The sequence below is a fragment of the Streptomyces sp. NPDC046215 genome, assembly GCF_040646215.1.
In the GTDB taxonomy this organism is placed as follows: Bacteria; Actinomycetota; Actinomycetes; order Streptomycetales; family Streptomycetaceae; genus Streptomyces; species Streptomyces stramineus.
On the sequence record NZ_JBEYZW010000002.1, the window covers coordinates 41,035 to 53,667 of the forward strand.

Annotated in this window: 4 protein-coding genes; all 4 read right to left on the minus strand. The window is 77.1% G+C overall.

What is annotated here, in order from left to right; all coding sequences use genetic code 11:
- Positions 1 to 4: 4 nt before the first annotated feature.
- From ABZ951_RS01400 to ABZ951_RS01415, 4 genes are read right to left on the minus strand one after another with little or no spacing between them, the layout of a single operon-like run.
- The gene (locus ABZ951_RS01400; protein ID WP_344096048.1) at positions 5 to 1,492 is read right to left on the minus strand and encodes an aspartyl/asparaginyl beta-hydroxylase domain-containing protein; all 1,488 of its coding nucleotides are present in this window, start codon (positions 1,490 to 1,492) and stop codon (positions 5 to 7) included.
- Positions 1,485 to 2,465 (minus strand): NAD-dependent epimerase/dehydratase family protein, encoded by a 981-nt coding sequence (locus tag ABZ951_RS01405; RefSeq protein ID WP_344096046.1) that lies wholly within the window; start codon positions 2,463 to 2,465, stop codon positions 1,485 to 1,487. Before ABZ951_RS01405 ends, ABZ951_RS01400 begins: the two co-directional genes overlap by 8 nt.
- A 12-nt stretch (positions 2,466 to 2,477) precedes the next feature.
- On the minus strand, positions 2,478 to 4,319 hold the full coding sequence (locus tag ABZ951_RS01410; RefSeq protein ID WP_344096043.1) for a condensation domain-containing protein: 1,842 nt from the start codon (positions 4,317 to 4,319) through the stop codon (positions 2,478 to 2,480).
- Positions 4,306 to 12,420, minus strand: coding sequence for an amino acid adenylation domain-containing protein (locus tag ABZ951_RS01415; RefSeq protein WP_361278440.1), 8,115 nt, complete (start codon positions 12,418 to 12,420; stop codon positions 4,306 to 4,308). The genes ABZ951_RS01410 and ABZ951_RS01415 overlap by 14 nt, the downstream gene beginning before the upstream one ends.
- Positions 12,421 to 12,633: the final 213 nt, after the last annotated feature.

Sequence of the window (12,633 nt, forward strand, 5' to 3'; positions counted from 1 at the left end):
GTCCTCACGCCCCCGGTGTCGCGTGCGGAGTGCCGAAGGCCAGGACCGCGAGGGGTTCGCCGCTGTCGTTGCGCAGGGTGGCCGGGGCCCCGGCGTCGTGGATCACGCACTCCTTGGCGCCCCAGGGCACCGGGGCTCCCCCGACGTCGAGCCGGGCGCCGTCGGGCACCCGCAGGCCGAACAGGACGCGCAGGGGGCCGCCGGGCGTTTCGCCGGGGGTGCCGCCGGCCCGCCGGAGCGTCCCGCCGGGCGGCACGACGACGAGTTCGGCCACGCCGTCGTCGAGCGTGGCCTCCGGGATGGAGTCGATCAGGCCGGTGGCGAGGGGGAAGGAGGCGTAGGCGGTGGCGGTCCAGGCGCCGTCGGCGAACAGCACGGCGCCCTCCACCGGCTCGGGCGCGCCTTCGAGTTCGTCGAGCAGCTCGGCGTGGCTCTCGCGCAGGAGGCCGGTGAACCAGAAGGCGGCCGGGTCGTGGAGGGTGGGGGCGGGGGGCGGGGCCGGGGCCGCGCGGGCGATGACGGCGCGCAGCTTCTCCGTCTCCTCCTCGCGCTGCCGCTCGGTGCGCAGGAACAGGGCGTGGTCGGCGAAGGACTTCTCGCGGGTCATCCGGTGCCGCTGGTAGGTGGCGTCGAAGGGGGCCTTGTAGTCCTGGTAGTGCCGGTGCTCGACGAGGACGCCGGGCACCGGGTAGAGGCGGTGCAGCCGGTCGGCGATGTCGAAGACCCATTTCTCGACCTCCCACTGCTGGAAGATCGTCGGGGTGAAGTAGCCGAGCGTGTCGTACCAGGGGCGGGTGACGGCGGGGAAGTCGCAGCCGCCTTCGGGGTACTGGCCGTCGTCGAAGTACAGGCACAGCACGCCGTCGGGGTGCAGTGCGCTCAGGTCGGTGATCCGGGCGTCGAGGGCGGCGTCCCAGCCGTAGTCGATGTAGAGCTGGTCGTCGTTGGCCATCATCAGCACGTCGCCGGTCGCGGCCTCGGCGAGGCGGTTCCACGCGTGGGGCACGCCGACGGGGTCGCCGACGTGCAGGGCGCAGCGGCCGAGCCGGCCGAAGCGCCACCGGGCGCGGTCGAACAGGGCCCGGTACCGTGCCAGGTCGGGGTCGTCGGCGTCGACGTAGAAGAGGACCTCGACGCGGCCGGGGGCCGCGGCGGTGCGGGCGACGCTGTCGAGGAAGCGGATGACGTTGCCGACGCGTTCCCGGGTCGGGCACAGCAGGGAGAGGGTCCGGGGGGCCGCGGCCGGGCGGGCCCCGGCGGACCAGGGGAAGCGCAGCCGGGACAGGGCCCGGCGCGGTTCCAGGCGCAGGGAGTGGTCGAGGGCCTGCCGGGCGCGGAGGCTGGCGTTGACCACCGACACCACCCAGGCGTGCTCCCCGCCGGGCGCGCGCAGGGCCCGGGTGGCGACGTCCTGGAGTTCGCGGTCCCGGAAGCGGGCGGCGTGGCCGAGGAGCAGCCGCCCCAGGTCCCTGGCGGGGGCGCGCTCAGGCATCGGTCCTCCCGGCTGCTGCGGCCTGGACCTGCCGGGCTATCCAGGGGTAGGTGCGCTGCAGGCCGGTGTCGAGCGGGGTGTCGGGTGCCCAGCCGAGGAGTTGCCGGCAGCGGGTGTTGTCGGAGCTGCGGCCGCGCGGTCCGACGGGCCGGTCGGGGGCGAAGGCGCAGCGCACCTTCTTGCCGGCGACGGCGGCGATCCGTTCGACCAGGCCGGCGATGTCGACGCGCTCCTCGGAGCCGAGGTTCACGGGCTCGGTCACCTCCGAGCGGGAGAGGCGGATCAGGCCCTCGACGCAGTCGTCGACGTAGCAGTAGGAGCGGGTCTGCGTCCCGTCGCCCCAGACCTCGATCTCCCCTTCGGTGCCGGGCAGCCGGGCGACCTTGTCGCAGAGCATGGCCAGGGATTTGGCCCGGGGGCCGTCGTGGGTGCCGAGGGGGCCGTAGATCGCGTGCAGCCGGGCGACCTTGATGTCCATGCCGTGGCTCGCGCGGTAGGTGCGGCAGAGGATCTCGGTGGTGAGCTTCTCCCAGCCGTATTCCATGTCGGGGTCGGCGGGGAAGACGCGGTCCTCGGCCAGGGGCGGGGCGTCGGGCTCGCGTTGCAGGTAGCCGGGGTAGACGCAGGCCGAGGAGGTGTAGACGGTGGTGCGCACCCGGGCGGCGCGGCACGCCTGAACGGTGTGGGTGGAGATCAGCAGGTTGTCGTGGAGGATCTCGGCGGGCGCGGTGTGCGTCCAGCCGATGCCGCCCATGTTGGCGGCGAGCGCGAACACCGTGTCGGCCCCGGCGACGGCTTCGGCGGCCCGTGCGGGGTCGCGGAGGTCGGCGATGAGGAACTCCTGGGCGCCGCTGGGCTGGTAGCGGGGCCTCTCCAGGTCCACGCCGCGGACGTGGTGCCCGTCGCGGACGAGGCGCCGTACGAGGTGGGAGCCGATGAAGCCGCCGGCCCCGGTCACCACGATCAGTGTCACCGTGTGTCTCCCTCAGTCGTTGGTCGCGGGTTGGCGGCGTGCCGTGGACAGCCGGGTGCGGTCTCTCTCCCGGCGCCGGCCGCGGGCGCCCTCGCCGCGGCGGGTGTGGGCGTCCGCGACGAGGGCCCGCAGGGCTGCCAGGGGGCGGTCCGGGCCGCCGGCGACCGCCTGGAGGTAGTCCTCCAGGGTGGCCAGGTGGGCGTGGACGGTGTCGCCGTCGAGCCGGTGCGGGTCGAACCGGGCGCGCAGTGCGGGACGTTCGCCGGGGGTGGCCTCGACGACGAGCGGGTAGCCCTCGTCGACGAGGGCGTGGGGGCGTTCGACGCGCAGACCGCCGGCGAGGTGGCCGTCGGTGATGCGGGTGGGGAAGTTCTCCACCACCATGATGGTGTCGAAGAGGCTGCCGCCGCGGGCGGCCCCGACGCCGCGTTCGACGCGGCTCAGGGGGACGTGGGCGTGGTCGCGCAGCTCCAGCAGGTCGCCCTGGAGGGTGCGGAGCCAGTCCAGGGTGGTCGGGGAGCCACCGCAGCGCACGCGCAGCGGGAGGGTGTTGATGAACAGGCCGACGCACTCGGTGGCCCCGGGCGGTTCGGCGGGCCGGCCGGCGAGGGTGGTGCCGAAGACCACGTCGTCCTGGTCGCAGTGGCGGGCCAGCAGCAGCGCCCAGCCGCCGTGGAGCACGGCCGCCGGGGTGAGCCCGTGGCCGCGGCAGAACTCCGCCAGCGCCCGGCCCGTCGCCGCGCCCGCGCGGTGTTCCCGCTCGCCCCGCCGGACGGCCTGGACGCGTCCGTCGCGGCAGCCGGGGCCGGCGATGCGCGTCGGGGCGGGCACGTCGGCGAGGCGGCGGTGCCAGAACTCCTCGTCCACGGGGCGCCGCAGCCGGGGCAGGAAGTCGGCGAAGGGCGGGCGCCGGGGCGGGGCGGCGGGCCGGCCCGCCCGCAGCTCCGCGTAGGCGTCCAGGACGTCGCGCAGGACGAGCTGCTGGGACCAGCCGTCGAGGACGAGGTGGTGGTGGGTCCAGACGCAGCGGTAGGCGCGGGCGTCCTCGCGGAAGAGCGTCAGTCGCATCAGCGGGGCGCGGGTGAGGTCGAAGCCCCGCTCCCGGTCCTCGTCGAGGAACCGGGCGAAGCCGGTGTCCCGTTCGGCCGGGGTCCGGGTGCGCCAGTCGGCCGTGCGTACGGTGACGCGGGCGGCCGGGTCGACGATCTGGGCCGGGGAAGTGCCCTCGTCCCAGCGGAACGAGGCGCACAGCGCGGGGTTGGCGGTGAGCACGGTCTGCCAGGCGGTGTGGAAGGCCCGCTCGTCCAGTTCCCCGGTGAGGCGGCAGCAGACCTGCACCACGTAGGCGCCGGGGGTGCTGCCGCCGAGGGAGTGGTAGAGCATGCCCTCCTGCATCGGGGCCAGCCCGTACTCCGCGGTGGCGGGAGCGGGCTCGACGGCGGGCTCGACGGCGGATTCGGCGGCGGGTCCGGTGGCGGCGAGGGGGACGGCCCGTTCGGCCACCGCGGCGAGGGTGCGCCCTTCGAAGAGGTCCTGGGCGGAGACGGCGAAGCCCGCGTGCCGGGCCTTGGCCACGATCACGATGGCGTGGATGGAGTCGCCGCCCGCCGCGAAGTAGTCGTCGTCCGCGCCGATCCGGTCGGTCTCCAGGACCTCCTGCCAGATGTCGGCGAGGGCCCGTTCGGCCGCGGTGCCCGGTGGCCGGTAGGCGACCGCGGCAGTGCCGGGGCCGTCGTCCGCCTCCCAGTCGTCCGTGCCGTCCGTGCGCAGGTCGTCGAGGTCCGTGACCCAGCGCGCCAGCACGGCACGCTGCGCCTCGGACAGCCTGCCGATCCGCTCGTCATGCTCGGACATCGTCACCTCCCGGTGCGAAGCGGTCCTGCCGTAGCGCCGAGAGGGCCTCGGCGTCGGAGAGTTGCTCGACGCGGTCCAGCAGCCGTGCCAGGCGCCGGCCGCGCGGATCGGCGGAGGGCGGGGCGGGCAGCCGGGCGTGGTCGACCTTGCCGTGGGCGGTGGTGGGCAGGGCGGGCAGCGCCACCAGCTCGGCGGGGACGGCGTACGGGGGCAGCCGGTCCGTGAGCCACGCGGTCAGCTCCTCGGGGGCGGGGGGCCGGGCCGGGTCGGCCGGGACCCAGTACGCCACGAGCCGGCGTCCGCCGCCTGCCGCCGCACGGGCCGTCACCACCGCCTCGCGCACCCCACGGTGGGCGGTGAGGGCCTCTTCGGTCTCCCCCGGTTCCGTGCGGTACCCGCGGATCTTCACCTGCCGGTCGGCGCGGCCGGCCAGGAGCAGCCCGCCGCCGTCCGGCAGCCGCCGGGCCAGGTCCCCGGTGCGGTACCGGCGGGCGCCGGGCACCGACGGGTCCGGTCCGTAGGCCGCCGCGGTGGCCGCGGGCCTGCCCAGGTACCCGCGGGTGACGCCGGTCCCGCCGATGTACAGCTCGCCGAGCACTCCGGCCGGTGCGGCGGCCCCGTCGTCGACGACGCACGCGGTCAGCCCCGTGATCGCCTCGCCCACCCCGGCGGTCCCCGCCTCCGCGCTCTCGTCGACGGTGCGGGCGCAGCAGCCGACGACGGTCTCGGTGGGCCCGTACTCGTTGACCAGGGCCGCGTGGGGGGCGAGCTGCCGGGCGGCGCGGACGTGCCCGGGGCGCAGGGGTTCGCCGCCCGCCACGACGGTGCGCAGGCTCCTCACCGGGGCCACCTGGTGGCCGACGGCGGCGAGGTGGGCCGGGGTGATCTTCAGGAGGGTGCAGCGGCCGCCGGCCAGGGCGTCGCCGAGTGCGGTGGGGTCGTCGGAGCCGATGAGGTGGGCGCGGCCACCGGCGACCAGGGGTGCGAGCAGGGCGGTGACGGTCAGGTCGAACGCCGGGGAGGAGTGCACGGGCGCTTCGGTGCTCGCGTCGATGCCGTACCGGCCGACCGCCCAGCGCAGGTAGTTGACGAGGCCGCGGTGCGGCACCCCGATGACCTTGGGGGTGCCGGTGGAGCCCGAGGTGGCCATGGCGCAGGCCAGGTTGTCGGGGTGGACGGGGGCGGGGGGCAGCGGGTCGCCGAGGTCGTCGGGGGCGACGACCGGCAGACCGGCGGCCCGGAGCGGGGTGTCGGCGCCGGCGGGCAGGACGAGCAGCCGCGCCCCGGCCTCGGCGAGGGCCCGCCGGTGCCGGGCCGGCGGGTGCGCGGGGTCGAGCGGGAGGTAGGCGGCGCCCGCGTGGAGGATCGCCAGGAGCGCCACGACGGTGTCGGTGCGGCGGGGGGCCCACAGGCCGACCACGGTGTCGGGGCCCGCCCCCGCGGCGCGCAGGGTGCCGGCCAGGCGGGCGGCCCGCCGGGCCAGTGCCCCGTAGCCGGTGCTGCGCCCTTCGTCGTCGCTGAGGGCGATGCGGTCCGGGGTCTGCCGGGCGCGGGCGGCGAACAGGGCGTGGACCGAGGTGTCCTCGCCGGGGGCGGCGGGGGCCGGCGGGGGGCCCGTCAGCGGGGTGTCGCGGTAGGCCCGGTGGGGGGCACCGGCGGCGGCCCGCAGGGCGCGCAGGTAGTGGGCGCCGAACTCCTCGACCTGGGTGTCGGGGAATTCCCCGGGGTCGGACTCCAGGAGCAGCCGCAGCCCGCCGCCGTCCGTGGCGTCGAGGTTGAAGTGCGCGGTGAGCGGGACGTACGTCTGGTCGGGGGCGCGCAGGTCGAAGACGCGCATGCCGTCCAGGGCGGCGAGGTCGCGGTAGAGGTGGAAGTGCGTGTACACGAACAGGGTGTCGAAGAGCCGGGCGGCGCCGAGGTCGCGCTGGGCCTGGGCGAGCGGGTAGCGGCGGTACTCCCAGATCCGGGTGTCGGCGGCGTGGGCCGCGCGGGCGAGGTCCGCCCAGGTCCCGCCGTCGACGCGCCGGCGCAGCGGGAGGATGTTGTTGAACACCCCGACCATCCGGTCGCCGTCGTGCCGTTCGGGCCTGCCGTTGGTCTCCACGGCGGTGATGACGTCGGCGTCCCCGGCCAGAGCCCGCACGACGCGCAGGTGCACGCCGAGGAGGACGTGCTTGAGCCCGACGCCCAGTTCGGCGGCCAGGGTGGCGAGCCGTTCCCTGACGGTGTCCTCGACCGGCACGACGTGGCGGTGCGGGCGGCGGCCGCCGGGGCCGGGCGCGGGAACGGGGCGGCGCGGCAGGGGGTGCGGCCGGGCGCCGGCCAGTTCGGCCGCCCAGAACGCGCGGTGGGCCGGGTCCTGCCGCGCGGCCCGCTCCAGGGCGACGAACGCGCGGTAGGAGGTGACGGCCGGTCGAGCGGCCGGGGTGGTGCCGCGCAGGAGCGCCCAGTAGTCGCGCAGGACTTCGGTGAGGACGATCGCCACGCACCAGCCGTCGAGGGCGAAGCTGCTGAGCGTCAGCCGGAACGTGCCGCCCCCGTCGTGCGCGGTGAAGCGGGCCAGGGGGCCGGTGGTGAGGTCGAAGGGGCGGGTGCGTTCGGTGTGCAGCCACGCGTCGAAGCCCTCGGGGTCCGGCAGGTCCTCGAACCGCAGGGGGACGGGCACGGTGGACCGCACCAGCTGGACCGGCTCGGCGTGGGAGACGAGGTCGAAGGACGACCGCAGGTAGGGGTGCCGTTCGAAGGCCCGGCGCACGGCCGCGCCCAGCGCCGGGCGGTCCAGCGGGAGGGACACGGCGACGCCGGTGACGTAGACCTCGTAACCGGGGTGGTGGTCGCGGTGGAAGAGCACGGCCCGCTGGGCCATCGACACCGGGTAGGCGTCCTCCACGCCGGGCAGGCCCGCCGCCCGGGGGCACAGGGAGAAGGGCTCGCCCGCCGGGTCGTCGGCCGCCGTGGCGCCCCGCGCTCCGGGGCCGTCCAGGTGGCGGGCGAGCGCGCGCACGGTCGGCAGGCGCAGCAGGTCGGTGACGGTGACCGGGAGTCCGGCGGCGCGGCAGGCGGCGACGACGCCGATGGCCTGGACGGAGTCGCCGCCGAGGGAGAAGAAGTCCTGGTCGGCGCCGATCGGGGCGCGGTGGAGGCGCTCTTCCCACACGCCGGCCAGGAGGCGCTCGGTGCGGGTGGCGGGCGGCGCGCCGGGGGTGGCCGCGGGGGGTTCGGGTGCGGGCAGGGCGCGGTGGTCGAGCTTGCCGGAGGAGGTCAGCGGCAGCCGGTCCAGGACGGTGACGCTGGCGGGGACCAGCGGGCCGGGCAGCCGCTCGCGCAGCGCGTCCCGCACGTCCGCCGGGGCCCAGGGCCGTTGCCCGGGGACCACGTAGGCGGCCAGGCGGCCGTCGCGGGCGACGACGGCGGCGTCGGCGACCCCGGGCAGGGCGCGCAGGGCCTCGGTGACCTCGGCGGGCTCGACCCTGATGCCGCCGATCTTGACCTGGTCGTCGGTGCGGCGCAGGAAGACCAGCGCCCCGTCGGCCCGGTGGCGGACCAGGTCGCCGGTGCGGTAGCGGCGCCCGCCGCCGGGCGCCGGCTCGAACCGCTCGGCGGTCGCGGCGGGGGCGCGGTGGTAGCCGCGGGCCAGGCAGGCGCCGCTGAGGTACAGCTCGCCGGGCAGCGGCGCGGGCAGCGGGCGCCGGTGTCCGTCGAGCACCTCGACGGCGGTGTTGGCGATGGGCCTGCCGATGGGGACGGGCCCCGGGTCGCCCGGGCGGCAGGGCCAGGCGGTGACGTCGACGGCGGCCTCGGTGGGCCCGTAGAGGTTGTGCACCCGGGCGCCGAGCAGCCGGGCCGCCTCGTCGGCCGCCCGGGCCGGGAGCGCTTCGCCGCTGCACACCAGGCGGCGCAGGGCGGCGGGCCGGGTGCCCCGGGCGGCGGCCTGCGCTGCCTCCGCGAGGAAGGGGGTGAGGACGGACGGCACGAAGTGCACGGTGGAGACGTCCTCGCGGGCGAGGACCCGCAGGAGCCGCTCGGGGTCGCGGTGGGCGCCGGGGGGCGCCTGCACCAGGGTGCCGCCCGCGGTCAGCGGCCAGAACAGCTCCCACAGCGAGACGTCGAAGGTCACGGGGGTCTTGTGCAGGACCCGTTCGCCGGGCAGGAGCCCGTACTCCTCCTGCATCCACAGCACGCGGTTGACGAGGGCGCGGTGGGGCACGAGGACGCCCTTGCGGGTGCCCGTCGACCCGGAGGTGTACAGCAGGTACGCGGCCTGCTCGGGGTGGACGTCCGCCGAGAGCCGCTCCGTGCCGCGCGTGCCGTCCTCGACGGTCAGCACCGGGGCGCCGAGGCCCGCGGCGAGGCCGGCGGACGGCGCGTCGGTGAGGACGAGGCGGGCCCCGGCGGCGGCCACCGCCCGGGCGTTGCGGCCCGGCGGGTCCTGCGGGTCCAGGGGCAGGACGGTCGCCCCGGCGTGCAGGACGCCGAGGTAGGCGACGGGCAGGTGCAGGCCGCGGCCCGTGAGGACGGCGACGGGGTCCTCGGCGCGGACACCGAGGCGGCGCAGCCGGGCCGCGAGGGTGGTGGCCGCCCGGTGCAGACCGGCGTGGCTGAGGTGCCGGGCGGTGCCGTCCTCGGTGGGCGCGGTGACGGCCACGCGCCCGGGATGGCGGTGGGCGGCGGCGGAGACGAGGTGGTGCAGGGAGGTGGCGGGGCGGGGCACGTCCGGCCCGGCGGCCGGCCGCCCGGCCCGGCCGCCTGTCAGGTCCAGGGCGTCGACGGGGGTGTCCGGGGCCTCGGCCAGGGTGCGCAGGATTTCGGTGAAGGCGCTGGTCAGTGCGGCAACGGTGGTCGCGGTGAAGAGGTCCGTGCGGTATTCCCAGACCCCGGTGAGGCCGCCGTCGGTCTCGGCCATGCTCAGCGAGAGGTCCAGCTGCGACCAGCGGCGCGGCACCTCCAGCGGCTCCAGGTCGAGGCCGGGGAGACGGAGCCGGCCCGCGGTGCCCAGGGCGAGGGCCCGGAAGCCGTCGGCTTCCTCGCCGTACTCCCGCTGGAGCACGAAGAGGCTCTGCACCAGGGGCGCCCGGTCGGGGGTGCGGTCCGGCGCGAGGTGGGACACCAGGCGCCCGAAGGGGTACCCGCCGTGCTCCACCGCCGCCAGCAGTCCCTGCCGGGTGCGCCGCAGCAGTGCGGTGAAGGGCTCGCCGGGGTCGGTGGTGGAGCGCAGCGGCAGGGGGTTCACCAAGTAGCCGACGGTGCGGGCCGAGCGGGCGTCCTGGCGCCCGGCGAGCAGCGAGCCCACGACCAGGTCGGGCCGGCCGGTGACGCGGTGGAGCAGCGCTTGGTAGCCGGCGAGGAGGGTGGTGAACAGGGTGCAGTGCCGCTCCCGTGCCAGGGCGGTGAGCCGCTGGGCGAGCCGGGGCGGCAGGTGGAAGCGGTGGGTGGCCCCGGCGAAGCCGCGGACGGCGGGCCGGGGGAGGTCGGCGGGCAGGTCCAGCGCGGCGGGCGCCCGGTGCAGTGCCCGCTTCCAGTGCGCCAGGTCGCGGTCGTCGGACGGGCCGGTGCGCCGCTGTTCGGCGGCGAGGAGGTCGGCGTGGGTCAGGCCCGCCGGTGCCTCCTCGGCGGCAGCGCCGGAGAGGGTGACGGCGAGGTCGCGCAGCAGCACCACGAGGGACCAGAAGTCGGCGACGAGGTGGTGGGCGGCCAGGAGCAGGACGTGGCCGCCGCTCCGGCGGAAGAGGGTCAGGCGGACGGGCGGGCCGCCGGTGAGCAGGTCGAAGGGGCGGTCGCCCGTCTCCGCGAGCAGCTCGCGGAACTCCTCCTCCGGCAGGTCGGAGGCGTCCCGCACGCTCAGCCGGGGGCCGTCCCGCTCGGTCCGGCAGACCGGTTCGCCGTCGTGGAGGGCGAAGCGGGTGCGCAGGGCGGGGTGACGCCGGACCGTGCGGGCGACCGCGTCGGTGAACGCCGCCTCGTCGAGGGGCCCGTGGACGGCCATGGCCCGGACGAGGTGGTAGGCGGCGGCGCCGGGGTCGAGGGACTGCTCGAACCACAGGGCGCGCTGCCCCTGGGTCACGGGCAGCCAGCCGGCGGCCTCCGGTGCCGGCTCGCGCGGGCGGGCGGGTTGGGGGGTCGCCCGGGCGGCGAGGGTGAGTTCGGCCAGGTGCAGGAAGGTCGCGTCGCCGAGGAGGGCCGTCGCGGGCAGGGTCACCCCGTAGACGGCCTGCACCCGGTGGTGGACGTGGAGGGCGGCGAGGGAGTCCAGGCCGAGGGCCGCGACGGGTTCGCCGAGGTCCGGCAGGGGGGTGTCCCGGCCGGCCCGGGCGGCGGCGAGGTCGCGCAGGGCGGTCGCGAGCCGCACCGGGTCGGTGGTCCGGGGCAGTTCGGGGCCGTCTTCGGTGGCGGTGGGGCGGACCTGGCCGTGGACGCGCAGGGTGCCGTCCAGGTAGGCGGTGCGGCAGTACTGGCGGCGCACTTTGCCGCTGGTGGTCTTGGCGATGCCGCCGCGGCGCAGGACGACCAGGGTGTGCAGGGCGATGCCGTGCCGGCGGGCGAGGGCCGCGCGGACGGTCTCGGCGATCGCGGGCAGGTCGGGGGCGGGCCGGTAGGAGTTCAGTTCGCAGCACAGGACGAGGCGTTCCTCGCCGTCGTCTTCCACGGAGAAGGCGGCGCAGCAGGTGACGCGCAGGGCGGGGTGGGCCTCCTCCGCGGTGCGTTCGAGGTCGTGCGGGGAGTGGTTCTGGCCGCGGACGACGATCAGGTCCTTGAGGCGGCCGGTGAGGAACAGCTCGCCGTCGTGCCGGGCGCCGAGGTCGCCGGTACGCAGGAAGGGGCCGTCTCCGGGGCCGTTTCCGGGGCCGTTGAGGTGGGCGGCCAGCACGGGCCGGGACTCCTCGGGCCGGCCCCAGTAGCCGCGGGCCACTCCCCCGCCGCGTACCCAGAGCTCGCCGACGTGGCCGTCCGGCAGGGGCCGCCGGGTGTCGGGGTCGACGACGAGGACCTCGGTGTCCACCCCGGCGGTGCCGTGGCCCACCAGGGCCGTGGCGGCGTCGTCACCGGTGGCGGGGCGCACCCGGCCCCGGCGCAGGGCGGCGCGGTCGGCGGCGAGGACGCGCGGCGGCCGCTTCTTGGGCCCGGCCGCGACGAGCAGCGTCGCCTCGGCCAGCCCGTAGCTGGGGAAGTGCGCGGCGGGGTCGAAGCCGTGGGGGGCGAAGCTCTCGGCGAAGCGGCGCATGGTGTCGGCGCGGACGGGTTCGGCGCCGTTGTAGGCGACGAGCCAGTGCGCGAGGTCGAGTTCCTCGCGTTCCGCCGCCGTGACACGCCGGACGCACAGGTCGTAGGCGAAGTCGGGGCCGCCGCTGGTGTGCGCCCGGTACCGGGAGACGGCGCGCAGCCAGCGGCCGGGCCGCTGGAGGAAAGCCATGGGCGGCATGAGGACCGACAGGGAGCCCAGGTGGAGGGGCTGGAGGAGGTTGGCGACGAGGCCCATGTCGTGGAAGAGCGGGAGCCAGCCCACGAACGTCGAGTCGCGGTCGTGGCCGCAGGCGGCCTCGATGGAGCGCTCGTTGGCGAGGAGGTTGCCGTGGTCGACCATGACGCCGCGCGGCTGCCGGGTGGACCCGGAGGTGTACTGGAGGAAGGCCAGGTCGCGGGCGGCCGGGGCGGGGTCGGTCCAGTGGGCGGCGGCGGAGTCGGGGATGCCGGTGACGTCGAGGGTGGGCAGGCCGCCCAGCGGGCCGTCGGTGCCGGGGGCCGGTGCGGCGAGGGCGAGGGCCGGGCGCGCGTCGGCGCGGATCGCGGCGAGCCGCTCGGCGCCCGGCCCGGGCCGCGGTTCGTCGCAGGGCACGGCGACGGCGCCCGCGTACAGGCAGCCGAGGAAGCCCTGGACGTAGGCGGGCCCGGAGGGGTAGGCGATGAGGACGCGCTCCCCGGTGAGGCCACGGTCCTGGAGCACGGCCGCCACGGCCCGGGCCCGGGCGTCGATGCCGGCGAACCCGAAGCGGACGCTCTCTTCCTCACCGTCGGGCAGGAACGCGTACGCCGGCCGGTCGGGGGTCAGAGCGGCGTGCCGGCGCGCGGTCTCCACGATGCTGCGGGGCGGGGTCACTCGGGGCACGGCTCCCCCTCCGGTGCGGGCGGTGCGGGCAGTGCGGGCAGTGCGGACGGCAACGCTTGCCGGCCGGTACCGGCAGCGGCCGGGCCGCCGGGGAACGCGGGCTCTACGGGGCCTCGGGGCGGGGTCAGTTGGGGCGCGGCCCCCTCCGGCGCGGACAGTGCGTACGGCCGTACCGACCAGCCGCTGCCGGCGCCTGCCACGGCGCCGCGGCAC

What these genes read in the sequence shown, in the direction of transcription:
- ABZ951_RS01410 (WP_344096043.1), bottom strand. Translation starts at nt 4,319, where the DNA reads ATGTCCGAGCATGACGAGCGGATCGGCAGGCTGTCCGAGGCGCAGCGT.
- ABZ951_RS01400 (WP_344096048.1), bottom strand. Translation starts at nt 1,492, where the DNA reads ATGCCTGAGCGCGCCCCCGCCAGGGACCTGGGGCGGCTGCTCCTCGGC.